This window comes from Streptomyces sp. NPDC005574, from assembly GCF_040605435.1.
Taxonomy (GTDB): Bacteria; Actinomycetota; Actinomycetes; order Streptomycetales; family Streptomycetaceae; genus Streptomyces.
In genome coordinates this window covers 1-17,812 of sequence record NZ_JBEXCW010000093.1, presented here as the reverse complement: position 1 = coordinate 17,812, position 17,812 = coordinate 1, and the positions used below count along the sequence as shown (strand labels likewise).

Below are 17,812 nucleotides of genomic sequence, written 5' to 3'. Positions count from 1 at the left end.
ACATGTCCGGCATCGAGATCAGGAAGATCACCGCGAGGATCGGCGCCCAGGTGTCCGGCGTCGACCTCGGCCGCCCGCTCGACGAGGGGACGGCCGCCGCCCTGCGGGAGGCCCTCAACCTCCACAAGGCCCTGGTGTTCGACGGCGTCGACCTGGACGACGAGGGCCAGCAGGCCTTCGTCCGCCACTTCGGCGACGTCACCACCGCCCACCCGACCGTGCCCTCCGTCGACGGCGTCCCGAACGTGCTGCCCGTGGACAGCGAGCGCGGCCGCGCCGCCAACCACTGGCACACCGACGTCACCTTCGTCCTCAACCCGCCGCAGGCCAGCACCCTGCGCAGCATCACCGTCCCGCCGTACGGCGGCGAGACCCTGATCGCCAGTTCCGCGGGCGCCTACCGGGACCTGCCGGAGCCCCTGCGCACGCTCGCCGACACCCTGTGGGCGGAGCACACCAACGACTACGACTACGCGGTGCCCGAGGAGTCGCTCGACGAGGAACACGCGGCGCAGCGCGCCCAGTTCACTTCCATCAAGTTCCGCACGGTGCACCCGGTGGTGCGTGTCCACCCGCTGACCGGGGAGCGGGGGCTGTTCATCGGCGGGTTCGCGCAGCGGCTCGTGGGCCTGTCGGTGGGTGAGTCCCGCAAGCTCCTCGACCTGCTCCAGGCGTACGTGACGCGGCCGGAGAACGTCCTGCGGCACCGCTGGTCCCCGAACCAGCTCGTGCTGTTCGACAACCGCATCACCCAGCACTACGCGATCGACAACTACGACGGGCTGCCCCGCCGCCTGCACCGGGTGACGGTCGCCGGTGACGTGCCGGCGGGCGTCGAGGGCAAGGAGAGCTACTCGATCGAGGGGGACGCCTCGCACTACACGTCCGTGGCGGCGTAGCCGCCGTCGCACACCAAAGGCCCTCGCGTGCCGGCACGCGAGGGCCTTTCGCCGTCTACACGAGGTTGCTGAAGTCCGGGCCGACCGTGCGGGAGCGCTTGATCTCGTAGAACCCGGGGACGGAGGCGACCGCGAGGGTGCCGTCCCACAGCCTGGCGGCGGCCTCGCCCTGCGGGGCGGGGGTGACGACCGGGCCGAAGAACGCGATCTGCTCGCCGTCGGGGCCCGGCACGGCGATGACCGGGGTGCCGACGTCCTGGCCGACCTTGTCGATGCCCTCCTTGTGGGAGGCGCGCAGCTCGGCGTCGAACTCGAAGGTCTCCTGGTCGGCGTAGTCGATCAGGTCGGCGGGCAGGCCGACGTCGGCCAGGGCGCCGGCGATGGCCTCCAGGGTGGGGCCCTCGCCCTGGTTGTGGATGCGGGTGCCGAGAGCGGTGTACAGCGGGCCGAGGACCTCGGCGCCGTGCTTCTGCCAGGCCGCGGTCACCACACGCACCGGCTTCCACGCCTTGACCGCGAGCATCTCGCGGTACTCCTCGGGCAGCTCGTCCAGCTTGGGCTCGTTCAGGACGGCGAGGCTCATGATGTGCCAGCGGACTTCGATGTCCCTGACCTTCTCCACCTCCAGCACCCACCGGGACGTCATCCAGGCCCACGGGCACAGCGGGTCGAACCAGAAGTCGACGGGGGTCCTGGCGGGGGCGGTCGAGGTCTCGGGCATGGCTCTCCTCGGGGACGGTCGTTTCCTGTGCGAACAACGACTCCCACCACACCATTCCCGGGTGCCCCCGGTCAGGGGCACATGACAGGATCGGTGCTGTCCGCATACTGAACGCCGCCCGAGGGAGTACCGCCCGTGCCCGGTGAGAATCTGTCCCGTGACGAGGCCCGGGAGCGGGCCGCCCTGCTGTCCGTCGACGGGTACGAGGTGTCCCTCGACCTGCGCTCCGCGGTCGGCGACGGGCCGGCCGAGGGGCCGCGGACGTTCCGGTCCGTGACCACGATCCGCTTCCGCTGCGCCGAGCCGGGCGCGGCGAGCTTCGCGGACCTGATCGCGCCCTCGGTCACCGCCCTCTCCCTCAACGGCAAGGACCTCGACCCGGGCGAGGTCTTCGACGGCTCCCGGATCGCGCTGGCGGACCTCGCCGCCGAGAACGAGCTGGTCGTCGACGCGCAGTGCGCCTACTCCCGCACCGGCGAGGGCCTGCACCGCTTCGTCGACCCCGAGGACGGCGAGGTCTACCTCTACACCCAGTACGAGCCGGCCGACTCACGCCGGGTCTTCGCGAACTTCGAGCAGCCCGACCTGAAGGCCCCCTACCGCTTCGAGGTGCGGGCGCCCGAGGGCTGGCACGTCTGGGGCAACGGGACCGGCGAACTCACCGACGGGGTCTGGCGGTTCGCGGAGACGAAGCCGATCTCGACGTACATCACCTGCGTGGTGGCGGGCCCCTACCACTACGTGACGGACTCCTACTCCCGCACCCTCGCCGACGGTACGACGCTGGAGATCCCGCTCGGCGCGCTGTGCCGCAGGGGCCTCGCGCCCTACTTCGACGCCGAGGACGTCTTCCTGGTCACCAAGCAGGGCCTGGACTTCTTCCACGACCACTTCGACTACCCGTACCCCTTCGGGAAGTACGACCAGGCGTTCGTGCCCGAGTACAACCTCGGCGCGATGGAGAACCCGGGGCTCGTGACCTTCCGGGAGGAGTTCATCTTCCGCGGCAAGGTCACCCAGGCCTCCTACGAGGGCCGGGCCAACGTGATCCTGCACGAGATGGCCCACATGTGGTTCGGCGACCTCGTCACCATGGAGTGGTGGGACGACCTGTGGCTCAAGGAGTCCTTCGCCGACTTCATGGGTGCCTTCGCCCTGGTGGGCGCGACCCGGTTCGAGAACGGCTGGATCACCTTCGCCAACCGCCGCAAGGCGTGGGCGTACCGTGCGGACCAGCTGCCCTCCACCCACCCGGTCACCGCCGACATCCGCGACCTCCAGGACGCCAAGCTCAACTTCGACGGCATCACCTACGCGAAGGGCGCCAGCGTCCTGAAGCAGCTGGTGGCGTACGTCGGCCAGGACGCGTTCCTGGAGGGCGCGCGCCGCTACTTCAAGCGGCACGCGTACGGCAACACGCGGCTGGGCGACCTGCTGTCGGCGCTGGCGGAGACCAGCGGCCGGGACATGGCCGCCTGGTCGCGGTCCTGGCTGCAGACCGCCGGGGTCAACTCCCTCACCCCGCAGGTGCTGCTGGACGCGGAGGGCCGGATCGACGAGCTGGCCGTGCTCCAGGAGGCCGCCGAGTCGCACCCGGAGCTGCGCCCGCACCGGGTCGCGGTGGGCCTGTACCGGCTGGAGGACGGCCGTCTCGTGCGGTACGCCCGCGCCGAGGTGGACGTGGACGGTCCGCGCACGGTGGTGACGGACGCGGCCGGTGAGCGGGCGCCCGATCTCGTGCTCGTCAACGACGACGACCTGACGTACTGCAAGATCCGCTTCGACGCGACCTCGCTGGAGACGCTGCGGGCGCACCTCGGAGACATCACCGACCCGCTCGCGCGGGCGCTGTGCTGGTCGGCGCTGTGGAACCTCACCCGGGACGCGCTGCTGCCGGCGCGGGACTTCGTGGACCTGGTGCTGCGGTTCGCGGGACGCGAGTCGGGGATCGGCGTGCTGCAGATGCTGCACGCCTGGGCGAACGCGGCGCTGGTGCACTACGTGGCGCCGGACTGGCGGCAGACGGGTGGGCAGCTCCTCGCGGAGGGCGCCCTCGGCGAACTGCGCAACGCCGCGCCGGGCAGCGAGCACCAGCTCGCCTGGGCCCGCTTCCTCGCGACGGTGGCGTCGGGCCCCGCCGACCTCCGGCTGCTGCGCGGTCTGCTGGACGGGACGGAGCTGATCGACGGGCTCGTGGTGGACCAGGAGCTGCGCTGGGCGTTCCTGGAGCCGCTGGCCTCCCACGGGGCGGCGGACGAGGCCGTGCTGGCGGCCGAACTGGCCCGCGACGACACGGCGTCCGGCAAGCGCCACCAGGTCCGCTGTCTGGCGGCGCGTCCCTCGGCGGCCGTCAAGGCGCAGGCGTGGGCGCAGGTGGTGGAGTCGGACGCCCTCTCCAACGCGCTGGTCGAGGCGACCCTCTCGGGCTTCGGGCAGTCCTCGCAGCGCGAGCTGCTCGCGCCGTACGCGGACCGGTACTTCGCGGTGATCGAGCGGGTGTGGGCCGAGCGGTCCATCCAGATCGCGATGCACGTCGTCCAGGGTCTGTTCCCGTCCTTCCAGGACGCGCCGGAGACGCTCGCGGCGGCGGACGCGTGGCTCGCGGCGCACCAGGACGTGGCCCCGGCGCTGCGCCGGCTGGTCCTGGAGGCGCGGGACGACCTGGCACGGGCGTTGCGCGGACAGGCGTGCGACGCGGCGGCGGCCGGAACCGGAACCCGCTGAGCTCTGGCCAAAGCCTGGGCCGTTCGTAGCCGTTACGGAATTCAGGCAATAGACCCGTAACCCCTGGTCCGCACCCGAAGGGACCAGGGGTTTTCGGCACCCGAACACTCGTCCTTTAGTGCAGGCTTGTCCTGATTTGTCGACGAGCGTGTAACAGCGGTTCAGCGGCGTCCGGAACGCGGGAATCTGCCCGTCATGAACCACGACACCCCGCTGTCCCCCCGCCCCCTCCACCACCTCTCCGAGGTGCACCGCCGGGTGATGACGGCCGCCCGGCTCCGCTCGCTCGGCGTCACGAGCGCCGACACGAACGTGCAGTGCCGCGCCGGCGGCCCCTGGCAGCAGATCCTCCCCGGTGTCTTCCTGCTCCACCCGGGCCCGCCGACCAGCGAGGAGCGGCTGCACGCGGTGCTGATGTACGCGGCGCGGGAGCGGAACGCCGGTGTTCCGGCCCAGCCCGGCGCGGAGGAACCGCACCGCCCGACGTACGCCGAGGCGATGATCACCGGCCTGGCGGCGCTGAACCTGCACGGCCTCGCCTCGGCCCCGCCGCTGCTCTCCCTGGAGAGGATCGACGTCCTTCTCCCCCGGCTGCGCCGGCTGCGCGCCGCGGGGTATGCGCGCGTCGTCCGCGCCGCGAACCTGCCTCTCCCCCGGCAGGTCAACGGCCTGCCGGTGGCGCCGGTCCCGCGCGCCCTGGCCGACGCGGTGGCCGAACTGACGGACGCGGCGACCGTACGCCGGCTGCTGACGGACGCGGTGCGCGGCGGCCACTGCGAACCCGCCGCGGTGGTCAGGGAGCTGAACCAGGCCAAGCTGCTGGGCCGGCCGCACGTGGTGGACGCGGTGGACTCCCTGCTCGCCGAGGGCCGGGCGATCACGGAGATGCGCCTGTACCGGATGGTCGAGAAGTACGGCCTGCCCGACCCGGTCTGGAACGTCGACCTGCGCCTGCCCGGCGGCCTCCACCTGGGCGGCCTGGACGCGTACTGGCCGGAGCAGGCCGTGGCGGTCGAACTCGACACCCGCGCCCCCCTGCACGGCGACCGGCAGGACGACGACGCCCTCTGGTCGCAGTACGCCCGCAAGCGCGAGCATCTGGAGCGCCTCGGCATCACCGTCGTGCACGTCACTCCGAGGAAGCTGCGGGAGGCGGCGGAGCAGCAGGCGGCCGTGGTCCGTACGGCGCTGATGGCGGCCGGCGACCGGGACCCCGCCGCCCATGTCGTGGTGCTCCCCCGGTAGTGACGGGCCGCGGGCGCACCAGGAGGGGAGCGGAGGGGCCGCCGGGATCACCGGCGGCCCCTCCTCCCGTGCGGTGCCCGCGGGCCGGGTCAGCCCTTCTTGAGCAGCAGCTCCGTGTTGCGGTCGCCGGCCGCTCCGCCGAGGTCGGTGCGCGCGCCCGGCGCGTTGAAGGACAGCTCGCGGTAGAGCGCGGCCAGGCCGGTCTGCGAGAGGTCGGCGAAGTCGGTGCGGTGCGGGGCCGCGGACTCGACGAGCGTGGTGAAGACCGAGAGCGTGCCGTCCTTGTTGTCGACCAGCTCGATGACGCGGGCCAGCTGGGGATAGTCGACGTGGGAGGCGGTGGAGATCTCCCAGAAGGACCGGCCGGCCGCTCCGGCGTGCGGGGTGATGTCGTTGCGGTGGATGTGGCCGTTCACCCAGGCCAGGACGTTCGCGTGGCGGCCGAGCAGGGCGAGCACCTCGGCGCCGCTGTGCCGGCGCTCGCCGGGGTGGGCCGGGTCGGGGCGGGTGTTGTCCATGGTCTTGCTGGTGTGGTGGCTGAAGACGACCGCGTAGGAGTCCTTGTTGTCGCGCAGCGTCCTGTCCAGCCAGTTCAGCTGGGCCGTCCCGATCGAGCCCTCGTAGTGGCCGCCGGCGTCGGTGGTGTCCAGGCTGATGCCGATGACGTCCTCGGCGATCCGGAAGCTGTAGTACTGGGTGCCCGCGTCGAGGTTGGCGGTGGAGTAGCCGTGGCCCACCGGACCCACGCCGCGGTACGCCGGGTCCAGGTGTGCCTTGACGTACTCGGCCGGGGTGTACGGTGCCCGCCGCTCGTCGGGCGTCACCGAGCGCATGTCCCGCGTGTGTGCCTTGAGCAGGTCGCGGAAGTGGGTGCCCCGGGGGTCGGTGGCCTGCGAGATGGCCGTCTGGAGCTTCTTCGCCTCGGCCGCGGGCAGGCTCATCAGCTTCTTGCCGCCCACCGCGTACTCGGCGAGCCAGGAGTCACCGTGGCCGTAGCAGCCCAGCGGCATGGCGTCGTGGTTGCCGACCGTCGAGTACCAGGGCAGGTTGAGGCCGGGGCTGTTCAGCTCGCGGATGGCGGCGGCGAGGAAGCCGGCGAGGTGCGGGAAGCCGCGCAGCTTGTCGGCGTCGCGCAGCGTCGAGTCGGGGTTCCAGAACTGCTTGAGGCCGCTGTTCTGGACGCCCTCGTAGTGGCGCGGGTCCCCGGAGTTGGGGGTGATGCGGCCGCCGCTCATGACCTTGAGGAACCACTCGAGCTCGGTCCTGGCGTTGTTGTCCGTGTTGTCGCCGGTCGTCATGGCGAAGTGCAGCGGTGAGCCGGTGACGGGGGCGCCGCGCAGCGCGTTGATCCGCTCCACCAGGGAGATCGCGCCGGGCACGGACAGCGCCTCGTGCGGCCGCCAGGCGTGCACGTCGGTGGAGCGCAGGTACTCCAGGCGCATCGGGTGCTGAGCGTCCATCAGGTGCAGGTCGGTGAGCTGCACGAACGCGGCGAGCGCGGTACGGCGGCCGGCCCGCCCGGACTTGGGCGCGGCCAGTTCGGCGCGGACCTTGCGGCTCCAGCCGGGGCCGTCGCCGAGGCGGCGGTAGCCTGAACCCGTGCGCGGGGCGGCGACCGTGGCGACGGTGGTGCCGCGGGTGTACGGCGCGAGCGGCGCGGCCGGGGCTCTGCGGGACTGGGCCACGGGCGTCTCGGCCGTGGTGGCGGCCACGCTGTCGGTGGGCCGCAGGGCGTAGCCGACGCCTGCGGAGACGGACACCGCGGCGGTGGCGGCGAGGACGGTACGGCGGTTGACCCCCAGCGTGGAGCTGGCGACAGAGCGTATGCGCGACATGGCGCGATCTCCCCGAGTACGAACTGCGTCGGCAGTGGTCGCGGGGGTCGCCGCACGGTGTGGCCGGTGAAATTCCCGCTCGTACTGGATGGTTGGCACCGGGAATGACCTGCGCGTGAACGAGGCCGCAACGCGCAGCGCCGATCACCGTACGTGGATCTTCGCCACCCCGCGCGTCCGGGGACCGCTGTCCGATGGCCGGGGGACGGTTACTCCGTGTTCACCTTCCCGGTCGATTTCCGGGTAGGGAAGTCAGTCACCGGGGAAGCGCGAGCCGGCCCGCCGGCGGTCGGTCGCGCCACAGGCCGAGGCCGGCGTCGACCAGTCCCACCCGGGTCAGGGCGGCCACCGCGTCCAGGTCGTGCCAGGCCGCCATGTCGGTGGAACCGCCGGTCTCGAAGCGGAGTTCGCCGCCGGTCACCCGGGCCTCGTAGACCAGGCGCACGGCGTGGTGGTCGACGTGGCGGCCGAACCGGCGCGGGGAGCGCAGGCGGACGCTGTCGACGCCGAGCAGGGCGGTGATCTCGACGTCGTGGCCGGTCTCCTCCCGCACCTCCCGGTGGACGGTGTCGTACGGGTCCTCCCCGTGCTCCATGCCGCCGCCGGGCAGGGTCCACTCGGGGGTGCCGTCGGCCTTGAGCCAACGGGCCAGCAGGACCTGTCCGTCGCGCACGCACACGGCGTAGGCCGCCACCCTCGTGTTCCGTCGCATGAGGGGACGTTAGACCGCCGGGCCCGGATCGTCAGGCGAGTATCGGAGGCGTCGGCGACTTGTCGTGCTTGAGGTGACTCGTTCCCCTAAAGACCATCGCGGGTTTTCCCCATACATCCATTTCGATTCGGTCAACACTCCCCAAACGGCCCTCCCTTGGGTAAAGCTGTGCGATCGTCCGGGGTCATTACCGGACACCGTACGACCAGGGTCGATCGACTCTGGCCGCTCGACGCACGTTCCTTTACCTACAAGGGATGCCGATGACCCTCACCCCCCAGCGTGAACCGATATCGGGCGCGAGACGCGTGGCCCGCATAGCCGTGGCCGCCGGACTGGTCGCCGCCCTCTCCGCGGCGGGGCCGATACCCATGGCCTTCTCCGCGGGCAACGACAGCGGCGCCACCGCCGACCCAGGCCTGAAGTCCGCTGGCGCCAAGCTCGGTTCGGACGACGCGGCCCTGCTGGCCGACGCCAAGGCCGACGGCGCCAAGAACGTCACGATGATGGTCGCGACCGCGCCCGGGCAGACCGAGCAGGTCGCCAAGGAGCTGGACGCGGTCAAGGGCGGCTCCGTGGGCCGCTCCTACGACAAGCTCGGCTACGTGCGCGCCACCGTCCCGACCGCGAAGGCGGACTCGGCCATCGCCGCCGCCGCGAAGCTGTCCTCCGTGCACGGCATCGACCTGCGGCAGGACATCCCGCTGGACGACCCGACGCCGAGCGCCGACACCGCGAAGGGCGCCGCCTCGGGCAAGGGCGGCACCACCTACCCCGCGCCGAGCAGCAAGACGCCCGCCGCGAACCCGTACAACCCGTCCTTCGAGACGGGCGCCGTCGACTTCGTGAAGAAGAACCCGAAGGCGGACGGCCGGGGCGTCACCATCGGCATCCTCGACTCGGGCGTGGACCTGGGTCACCCCGCGCTGCAGAAGACCACCACCGGCGAGCGCAAGATCGTCGACTGGGTGACCTCGACCGACCCGATCCTGGACAGCGACGCCACCTGGCGCGCGATGACCGCCTCGGTGTCCGGTCCCGCCTTCGCCTACGGCGGCAGGAACTGGACGGCGCCCGCCGGGTCGTACCAGATCAACCTGTTCCGCGAGTCCGCCACCGCGGGCGGCGACGCCAAGGGTGACGCGAACCGCGACGGCGACACCACCGACAGCTGGGGCGTGCTGTACGACGCCGCGGCCGGCACGGTCCGCGTCGACCTGAACAACAACGCCGACTTCAGCGACGACACACCGCTCAAGCCGTACAAGAACGGCTTCCAGATCGGCTACTTCGGGACCGACGACCCGTCGACGGACGTCGTCGAGCGGCAGCCGTTCGTCGTGGAGATCCGCAAGGACGTCCCGATGGACCCGTACGGCGGCGACTGGGTCGGCAAGAAGGCCGACTTCGTCAACATCGGCGTCATCGAGTCCGAGCACGGCACCCACGTCGCCGGCATCACCTCCGCGCACGGCCTGTTCGGCGGGAAGATGAACGGCGCGGCCCCGGGCGCGAAGATCGTGTCCTCCCGTGCCTGCACCTGGACCGGCGGCTGCACCAACGTCGCGCTCACCGAGGGCATGATCGACCTCGTGGTCAACCGCGGCGTCGACATCGTCAACATGTCGATCGGCGGCCTGCCCGCGCTGAACGACGGCAACAACGCGCGCTCCGAGCTGTACACGCGCCTCATCGACACCTACGGCGTGCAGCTGGTCATCTCGGCCGGCAACTCCGGCCCGGGCGCCAACACCATCGGCGACCCCGGTCTGGCCGACAAGGTCGTCTCGGTCGGCGCGGCCATCTCCCGGGAGACCTGGGCGTCCAACTACGGCTCGGCCGTCGAGAAGAAGTACGCGATGATGCCCTTCTCCTCGCGCGGCCCGCGTGAAGACGGCGGCTTCACCCCGACGCTCACCGCGCCGGGCGCCTCGATCAACACCACCCAGACCTGGCTGCCGGGCTCCCCGGTCGCCGAGTCGGGCTACACCCTGCCGGCCGGCTACTCGATGCTGCAGGGCACCTCGATGGCCTCCCCGCAGGCCGCGGGCGCCTCGGCGCTCCTGCTGTCCGCCGCGAAGCAGAAGCACATCGCCCTGACCCCGGCGACCCTGCGCACCGCCCTGACCTCGACCGCCGCCCACATCAAGGGTGTGCAGGCGTACGAGGAGGGCGCGGGCCTCATCGACATCCCCGACGCGTGGGACTCGATCCGGCACGGCGCCACGGCGAACGAGTTCACGGTGAAGGCACCGGTCGACACCGCGATCGACCAGGCGCTGAAGACGCCGGGGTTCGGCACCGGCATCTACGACCGTGAGGGCGGCCTCAAGGCCGGCAAGAAGAAGACGTACAGCGTGACCGTCACGCGTACCTCCGGCGCCGACAAGGCGATCCGCCACACCCTGCGCTTCGCGAAGAACGCCGGGCACACCTTCCGGATCGTCGGTTCCGACGAGGTCAAACTCGGGCTGAACAAGCCGGTGACCGTCAAGGTCGAGGCCGCGCCGAAGTCCGCGGGCCTCAAGAGCGCGATCCTCAAGGTCGACGACCCGAGGACCGAGGGCACCGACAAGCAGATCCTGACGACCGTCGTGGTCTCGGCCCCCGTCAAGTTCACCTACGGCGCGTCGGACTCGGTGCAGCGCAACAGCACCCGGTCGTACTTCGTGACCGTCCCCGCGGGCGCCAAGTCCTTCGAGGTCGCGATCGGCGGGCTGAAGGGCAAGAGCCAGACCCGGTTCATCGCCATCCACCCCTACGGCGTTCCGGTCGAGGACACCGGCACCCCGTACTGCTACAACAACTACCTCGACGGCAACGGCTGCAAGGCCGACGCGCGTTCCTACGCCGACCCGCAGGCCGGCGTCTGGGAGATCGAGGTCGAGTCGCGCCGCACGTCGCCGCTGCTCGACAACCCGTACCAGCTGACCGCCACCGTCTACGGCGCCGCCTTCGACCCCGAGGTCGTGACCGTCCCCGAGGCCAAGGTCGGCACCCCGGCCGCCGCCTCCTGGAAGGTGACGAACAACTTCGCCGCCATCGACGGCAAGCTGGTCGGCGGCGCGCTCGGCTCGTCCAAGACGACCCGCCCGACCATCAAGCAGGGCGAGACCCAGACCACCACGGTCGAGGTCCCGGCGGGCGCGAAGTCGCTGGACGTCGCCATCGGCAACGTCTCCGACGCCTCCGCCGACCTGGACCTGACGGTCTACGACGCGAGCGGCAAGCAGGTCGGCCAGTCCGCCGACGGCGACTCCGAGGAGGCCGTCTCCCTGGCCACCCCGGCCGCCGGCACGTACACCATCGAGGTCGCCGGCTACGCGGTTCCGGCCGGCTCCACGGCGTACGACTACCAGGACGTGTTCTTCTCCGCGTCCCTCGGCACGGTCACCGTGGACGAGTCGACCCCGGTCGCGCTCGCCACGGGCGCCTCGACGAACGTCTCGGCGAGCGTCACCGCCGCGGCGGCCGCCCCGGAGGGCCGTGAGTTCTTCGGCCAGGTCCAGCTGGTGAACGCGCGCGGCACGGTCGCGGGCGTCGGCAGCGTGGCGATCGAGAAGGTCACTCCGTAACGGATCCGGTTCGGACGGGGGGCGGGCGCCCGCGGGCGCCCGCCCCTTCGCCGTCCGCCGGCCCCGCCCTCACCCGCAGCTCGTGCCGGGCGACCCGGCCAGCGCCCGGGTGATCCGCGCCCGTTCCGCGGCCACCTCCTTGTCGCCGACGGACCACGTGTCCACGACCGTCCGGGAGTGCCGGCCGACGACCAGCACGTGGTCCCCGCCGCGGACGGCGGGCGCGGTGGAATCGTCGCGCAGCACGGTGATCTCGGCCCGGCCCCCGGCCGGCTGGTAGGAACGGATCACGCGCAGGGTGACGCGCTCCCGGCCGGGGTCGCCGGGCAGCGGCCGCAGCGCCGTGACGGTGCCCTCCACGACGAGCCGGGCGCAGGCCAGCTCCTGCGGGGCGTCCCGCGACGCCCCGTCCGCCTGCGAGGCGCTCTTGTCGGAGCTGCTGTCGGCGCTGCCCCCCATGCCGTCCCCGGCCTGCACGGTGATCCAGGCCAGGCCGGACACCACCGTGGCGGCGCACGCCACCGCGACGGCACCGAGGGCGAGGGAGAAGCCCCGCCGCCCGCGCCGCGGTGCCCGCACGGGGACCGGACGCGCGGCGGGTTCCGGCTCCGTCAGCGCGCCGGCGATGATCCCGAGCTGCTCCCGCAGCAGCGCGACGTCGGCCGCGGCGGAGCGGTACTCGGCGAGCAGGGCGGCGTCCTCGCCGGCCTCCGGGGGCGGCAGCTCGCCGGTGATCGCGGCCATCAGGGCGTCCGCACCGGCGTTCTCGTGCTTCTCGGCGGTCACGTCACACCACCTCGTCCTCGTGCAGGCGGTCGCGCAGAGCCCGTACCGCCGTGTGCAGCCTGCTCTTGACCGTGCCCTCCGGTATGCCGAGCTCCTCGGCGATCCCGCGCACCGGCAGGTCGGCGTAGAAGCGCAGGACGACCACCTGGCGCTGGGCGTCGGGCAGCTCGTCCAGGCCCTGGGCGACGGTGAGGGACAGCACGCTGGTGTCCTCCCCCGAGGGATGTTCGTGCTGGCGCAGCGAGGCCAGGCGCTCCCCGATCCGCTCCTGGCGGCGCTTGGTGCGGTGCCAGTCCATGGCGAGGTTGGAGGCGACGACCGCGGCCCACGCCGACACGTCACGCGGCGCCTCGTCCCCCCGCGCCGCGCGCTCCAGCAGCCGCAGGCGGACCTGCTGCACCCCGTCCGGCAGGTCCGCCTGCGGCACGCCGCCGAGCGCGAGCACCGCCCGCACCCGGCGTTCCTGGGCCGCGTCCAGCGGGTCGTCGGGCACACGGTGCGCGCCGTGTCCGTCGTCCCCCTGGCCGCGGCGGGCCGTTCTGCGCAGCACAGCCACCCCTCTCCTCGCCGCGTTTCCCCTATGACGCCGACGGGGCCCGGAACGTTCGGCGGAGTTCTCCGCGGATTCCCGCCCGCTGCCGCACCCCGGCAGAGGCGTACGTCACACGCTCGCGTGGACCGGGCGGCGGCGGGCAGGCACGGGGCAGTACAGCTTGCGGTGCGAAGCGCCCGGAGGGCGATTTTCTGCAGCTCGGGGCGGTGCGGGCGGAAGGTGCGCAACCGCGCCGGTGGCCGCGTCGTCCCACTCCTCGGGCGCTCGGGGCAAAGAATTGGACAGGCCGGCCGGGGTGGGACGCATGATGGAAACGCCTGGGTCATGCAGCAGGCACAGGAAAGCCACGTTGAAGGAGTCGCCGTGAGGGTCGGAATCGTCGGAGCCACCGGTCAGGTCGGCACGGTCATGCGCAGGATCCTCGCGGAGCGGAACTTCCCGGTCACCGAGCTGCGCCTGTTCGCCTCGGCCCGCTCCGCGGGGACGGTCCTGGACGGCGTCACCGTGGAGGACGCGTCCGTCGCCGACTACTCCGGGCTGGACATCGTCCTGTTCTCGGCGGGCGGCGCCACCTCGAAGGCGCTGGCCGAGAAGGTCGCCGCGCAGGGCCCGGTCGTCATCGACAACTCCTCCGCCTGGCGCAGGGACCCCGAGGTGCCGCTCGTGGTGTCCGAGGTGAACCCGCACGCGATCACCGACCGGCCCAAGGGGATCATCGCCAACCCGAACTGCACCACGATGGCCGCGATGCCCGTACTGCGGCCGCTGCACGAGGAGTCGGGCCTGGAGGCCCTCGTCGTCGCCAGCTACCAGGCGGTGTCGGGGTCCGGTCTCGCCGGCGTGGTGGAACTGCACGGCCAGGCGCAGAAGGTCGTCGCCGACGCCGACCGGCTGACCTACGACGGCGAGGCGCTCGACTTCCCCGAGCCGCACGTCTACAAGCGGCCCATCGCCTTCAACGTGATCCCGCTCGCCGGCTCGATCGTCGACGACGGCCTGCACGAGACCGACGAGGAGCAGAAGCTGCGCAACGAGTCCCGGAAGATCCTGGAGATCCCCGGGCTCAAGGTCTCCGGCACCTGCGTGCGCGTGCCGGTCTTCTCCGGCCACTCCCTCCAGATCAACGCCCGTTTCGCCCGGCCGCTGTCCGTGGAGCGGGCGACGGAGCTGCTGGCCGGCGCGCCCGGCGTGGTCCTCTCCGAGATCCCGACGCCGCTCCAGGCGGCCGGCAAGGACGCGTCGTTCGTGGGCCGCCTCCGCGCGGACGAGACGGTGGAGCACGGCCTCGCCCTGTTCGTCTCCAACGACAACCTGCGCAAGGGCGCCGCGCTGAACGCGGTGCAGATCGCGGAGCTGGTGGCGGCCGAACTGACCGCCTGACCGCCGGAGGCTGCCGCCCCCGGACCTCCGCTCCGGCCCTGAACGGGCCTCGTCCTCACACGCCGGACGGGCTGAAAATCAGCCTCTCCGGCGTGTGAGGAACGGGCCTCTTCCTCGAACGCCCGAAGGGATGAAGATTCAGCCTCTCCGGCGCTTGAGGAGCGGGGTCCGGGGCGGCGCCCCGGGACGGGAAGGGAAAGGGCGGCGGGGGCGAGGAAAGCTACGGGCGGCGCACCTCGTACAGGAAGCAGCCGTACTCCACCGCCCGTACGTGGACGAGGGCCACCTCCGGGTCGGCGAACGCCTCGTCGAACGCGGGGGCGAAGCCCTCGGGGCCGGTGACCAGCCGCCCCCCGAGGATGCGGCCGTCGGCCGAGTACCGCCGGACCGTGCGGTGGTCGTTCGTGAACGGTAGGCGGTCCCCGTCCGGCCCCGCGCACTCCTCCGCGTGGACGAACACCGGCCCCTGCTCGTCGTAGGCCCCGGGATCCGCGCCCGTCTCCGCGGCCCAGCGGCGCAGCGGGGCGTAGGAGACCAGGGCGATCCGCTCGCCGGGCGCGCTGCGGCGCAGGCAGCAGCGGAGCGGGGCGCCACCCTCCTCGTCCGTCACGGGAACCGTCTCGCGGCCCGCGTCGTCGGCTGTGCGGAGCTCCTTCAGGGCCGACGGGGGGACAGGTCGTGCGAAGTACGTCGTCATGGCTCCAGATTCCCGCGTGTCCGCCCCGCTCACCGGCGGGATCCGGACATCGCTTTCCGTGCAGGTCCCGTGGAAGGATGGCGCAACCCACACATAACGAGGAGATGACCGCGTGCCTGGCACCAACCTGACTCGCGAAGAGGCGCAGCAGCGGGCGAAGCTGCTGACCGTTGACTCGTACGAGATCGATCTCGACCTCTCCGGCGCGCAGGAGGGCGGTACCTACAGGTCCGTGACCACGGTGCGCTTCGACGTCGCGGAGGGCGGCGGGGAGTCGTTCATCGACCTGGTCGCCCCCGCCGTGCACGAGGTGACGCTGAACGGCGACGCCCTCGACGCCGCCGAGGTCTTCGCGGACTCGCGGATCGCGCTGCCCGAACTGCTGGAGGGCCGCAACGTCCTGCGTGTCGTCGCCGACTGCGCGTACACCAACACCGGTGAGGGCCTGCACCGCTTCGTCGACCCGGTCGACCAACAGGCATATCTGTACACCCAGTTCGAGGTGCCGGACGCCCGCCGCGTCTTCGCGTCCTTCGAGCAGCCGGACCTGAAGGCCACCTTCCAGTTCACCGTGAAGGCGCCGAACGGCTGGACCGTCATCTCCAACTCGCCGACGCCCGAGCCCCAGGACGACACCTGGGTCTTCGAGCCGACCCCGCGCATCTCGTCGTACATCACTGCGCTGATCGTGGGCCCGTACCACTCGGTGCACAGCGTGTACGAGAAGGACGGGCAGAGCGTCCCGCTCGGCATCTACTGCCGGCCCTCCCTCGCGGAGTTCCTCGACTCGGACGCGATCTTCGAGGTGACGCGGCAGGGCTTCGAGTGGTTCCAGGAGAAGTTCGACTACGCGTACCCGTTCAAGAAGTACGACCAGCTGTTCGTGCCGGAGTTCAACGCCGGCGCCATGGAGAACGCCGGCGCGGTGACCATCCGCGACCAGTACGTCTTCCGCTCCAAGGTGACCGACGCCGCGTACGAGCTGCGCGCCGAGACCATCCTGCACGAGCTCGCCCACATGTGGTTCGGCGACCTCGTGACCATGGAGTGGTGGAACGACCTGTGGCTGAACGAGTCGTTCGCCACCTACACGTCCATCGCCTGCCAGGCGTACGCCCCCGACTCCCGGTGGCCGCACTCCTGGACGACCTTCGCCAACTCCATGAAGACGTGGGCCTACCGGCAGGACCAGCTGCCGTCGACCCACCCGATCATGGCCGAGATCGGCGACCTGGACGACGTCCTGGTCAACTTCGACGGAATCACGTACGCCAAGGGCGCCTCCGTCCTCAAGCAGCTCGTCGCCTACGTCGGCATGGACGAGTTCTTCGCGGGCGTGCAGGCGTACTTCAAGCGCCACGCGTACGGCAACACCCGCCTGTCCGACCTGCTGGGCGCGCTGGAGGAGACCTCCGGCCGCGACCTGACGGCCTGGTCGGAGAAATGGCTGCGGACCGCCGGCATCAACATCCTGCGCCCGGAGATCGAGACGGACGGCCCCAACGGCGTCATCACGTCCTTCGCGATCCGCCAGGAGGCGCCCGCCCTGCCCGCCGGTGCCAAGGGTGAGCCGACCCTGCGCCCGCACCGCATCGCCGTCGGCTTCTACGTGCTCGACGAGGACAGCGGCAAGCTGGTCCGCGACGAACGCGTCGAGCTGGACGTCGACGGCGAACTGACCGCCGTACCGCAGCTGGTGGGCAAGCGCCGGCCGGACGTCGTGCTGCTCAACGACGACGACCTGTCGTACGCCAAGGTCCGTCTGGACGAGCGGTCCCTCGCCTTCGTCACCGAGCACCTCGGCGACTTCCAGGCGTCGCTGCCGCGCGCCCTGTGCTGGGCCTCGGCGTGGGACATGACCCGGGACGGCGAACTCGCCACCCGCGACTACCTGTCGCTGGTCCTGTCGGGCATCGGCAAGGAGTCCGACATCGGTGTCGTGCAGTCGCTCCAGCGCCAGGTGAAGCTGGCCGTCGACCTGTACGCCGACCCGGCCGCCCGCGAGACGCTCCTCACCCGCTGGACGGACGCCACGCTCGCGCACCTGCGCGCGGCCGCGCCGGGCGGCGACCACCAGCTGGCGTGGGTGCGCGCCTTCGCCGCGACGGCCCGTACGCCGGAGCAGCTGGACCTGCTGGAGGCGCTGCTGGACGGCTCGCAGACGATCGAGGGCCTGGTCGTCGACACGGAGCTGCGCTGGGCGCTCGTGCAGCGGCTCGCGGCCGTCGGACGCTTCGACGAGGCGGAGATCACCGCCGAGTACGAGCGGGACCGGACGGCGGCGGGCGAGCGGCACGCGGCGAGCGCCCGCTCCGCCCGCCCGACGGCGGAGGCGAAGGCGGAGGCGTGGTCCTCCGTCGTCGACTCCGACAAGCTGCCGAACGCGGTGCAGGAGGCGGTGATCGGCGGGTTCGTGCAGACCGACCAGCGTGAGCTGCTGGCGCCGTACACGGAGCGGTTCTTCGAGGTGGTCAAGGACATCTGGGAGTCCCGCTCGCACGAGATGGCGCAGCAGATCGCGGTCGGTCTCTACCCCGCCGTCCAGGTGTCCGAGGACACGCTGCGCCGCACGGACGAGTGGCTGGCGTCCGCGGAGCCGGGTGCCGCGCTGCGGCGGCTGATCTCGGAGGCGCGCTCGGGCGTCGAGCGGGCGCTGAAGGCGCAGGCGGCGGACGCGCGGGCGGC

At 71.9% G+C, this 17,812-nt stretch carries 12 protein-coding genes; 6 read left to right on the top strand and 6 right to left on the bottom strand.

From position 1 onward, the window contains the following. The first annotated feature begins 2 nt into the window (after positions 1-2). The gene (locus tag ABZT03_RS35450; protein ID WP_356047077.1) at positions 3-899 is read left to right on the top strand and encodes a TauD/TfdA family dioxygenase; all 897 of its coding nucleotides are present in this window, start codon (positions 3-5) and stop codon (positions 897-899) included. A 55-nt stretch (positions 900-954) separates the two neighbouring features. Here the strand turns inward: ABZT03_RS35450 and ABZT03_RS35445 are convergent, their stop codons facing one another. Continuing rightward, the gene (locus ABZT03_RS35445; protein ID WP_356047075.1) at positions 955-1,620 is read right to left on the bottom strand and encodes a DsbA family protein; all 666 of its coding nucleotides are present in this window, start codon (positions 1,618-1,620) and stop codon (positions 955-957) included. 135 nt (positions 1,621-1,755) lie between these two features. On the opposite strand from ABZT03_RS35445, the gene pepN (ABZT03_RS35440) reads away from it, so the two are divergent. Beyond that, positions 1,756-4,344 (top strand): aminopeptidase N, encoded by a 2,589-nt coding sequence (gene pepN / locus ABZT03_RS35440; RefSeq protein ID WP_356047073.1) that lies wholly within the window; start codon positions 1,756-1,758, stop codon positions 4,342-4,344. Between the two features lie 195 nt (positions 4,345-4,539). Then, positions 4,540-5,589: a hypothetical protein gene (locus ABZT03_RS35435; RefSeq protein ID WP_356047071.1), complete on the top strand. Its 1,050-nt coding sequence runs from the start codon at positions 4,540-4,542 to the stop codon at positions 5,587-5,589. A gap of 89 nt (positions 5,590-5,678) precedes the next feature. Here ABZT03_RS35435 and ABZT03_RS35430 read toward each other — a convergent pair whose 3' ends face one another. Further along, on the bottom strand, positions 5,679-7,424 hold the full coding sequence (locus ABZT03_RS35430) for a TIGR03767 family metallophosphoesterase (protein ID WP_356047069.1): 1,746 nt from the start codon (positions 7,422-7,424) through the stop codon (positions 5,679-5,681). 256 nt (positions 7,425-7,680) lie between these two features. Next, complete coding sequence (locus ABZT03_RS35425) at positions 7,681-8,136, bottom strand: NUDIX hydrolase (protein ID WP_356047067.1); 456 nt, start codon at positions 8,134-8,136, stop codon at positions 7,681-7,683. Between the two features lie 263 nt (positions 8,137-8,399). Here ABZT03_RS35425 and ABZT03_RS35420 point away from each other — a divergent pair, with 263 nt between their 5' ends. Beyond that, positions 8,400-11,711, top strand: coding sequence for a S8 family serine peptidase (locus tag ABZT03_RS35420; RefSeq protein WP_356047065.1), 3,312 nt, complete (start codon positions 8,400-8,402; stop codon positions 11,709-11,711). Between the two features lie 69 nt (positions 11,712-11,780). Here ABZT03_RS35420 and ABZT03_RS35415 read toward each other — a convergent pair whose 3' ends face one another. Both ABZT03_RS35415 and ABZT03_RS35410 read right to left on the bottom strand, forming a co-directional pair. Next, positions 11,781-12,497 (bottom strand): hypothetical protein, encoded by a 717-nt coding sequence (locus tag ABZT03_RS35415; RefSeq protein WP_356047063.1) that lies wholly within the window; start codon positions 12,495-12,497, stop codon positions 11,781-11,783. A gap of 1 nt (position 12,498) precedes the next feature. Further along, on the bottom strand, positions 12,499-13,047 hold the full coding sequence (locus ABZT03_RS35410; RefSeq protein WP_356047061.1) for a sigma-70 family RNA polymerase sigma factor: 549 nt from the start codon (positions 13,045-13,047) through the stop codon (positions 12,499-12,501). A gap of 366 nt (positions 13,048-13,413) precedes the next feature. Between ABZT03_RS35410 and ABZT03_RS35405 the strand changes: the two genes are divergently transcribed. After that, positions 13,414-14,430: an aspartate-semialdehyde dehydrogenase gene (locus ABZT03_RS35405; RefSeq protein WP_356047059.1), complete on the top strand. Its 1,017-nt coding sequence runs from the start codon at positions 13,414-13,416 to the stop codon at positions 14,428-14,430. 220 nt (positions 14,431-14,650) lie between these two features. Here the strand turns inward: ABZT03_RS35405 and ABZT03_RS35400 are convergent, their stop codons facing one another. Next, positions 14,651-15,127: a DUF1203 domain-containing protein gene (locus ABZT03_RS35400; RefSeq protein ID WP_356047058.1), complete on the bottom strand. Its 477-nt coding sequence runs from the start codon at positions 15,125-15,127 to the stop codon at positions 14,651-14,653. Positions 15,128-15,239: 112 nt separating this feature from the next. On the opposite strand from ABZT03_RS35400, the gene pepN (ABZT03_RS35395) reads away from it, so the two are divergent. Continuing rightward, positions 15,240-17,812, top strand: a 2,573-nt coding sequence (gene pepN, locus ABZT03_RS35395) for an aminopeptidase N (RefSeq protein ID WP_356047057.1), incomplete at its 3' end; no start/stop codon positions are given.

Bases quoted from the DNA above. Each gene is read 5' to 3' on its own strand.
- ABZT03_RS35435 (WP_356047071.1), top strand. From the start codon at position 4,540: ATGAACCACGACACCCCGCTGTCCCCCCGCCCCCTCCACCACCTCTCC.
- ABZT03_RS35400 (WP_356047058.1), bottom strand. From the start codon at position 15,127: ATGACGACGTACTTCGCACGACCTGTCCCCCCGTCGGCCCTGAAGGAG.
- ABZT03_RS35445 (WP_356047075.1), bottom strand. From the start codon at position 1,620: ATGCCCGAGACCTCGACCGCCCCCGCCAGGACCCCCGTCGACTTCTGG.
- ABZT03_RS35425 (WP_356047067.1), bottom strand. From the start codon at position 8,136: ATGCGACGGAACACGAGGGTGGCGGCCTACGCCGTGTGCGTGCGCGAC.
- ABZT03_RS35430 (WP_356047069.1), bottom strand. From the start codon at position 7,424: ATGTCGCGCATACGCTCTGTCGCCAGCTCCACGCTGGGGGTCAACCGC.
- ABZT03_RS35420 (WP_356047065.1), top strand. From the start codon at position 8,400: ATGACCCTCACCCCCCAGCGTGAACCGATATCGGGCGCGAGACGCGTG.
- ABZT03_RS35450 (WP_356047077.1), top strand. From the start codon at position 3: ATGTCCGGCATCGAGATCAGGAAGATCACCGCGAGGATCGGCGCCCAG.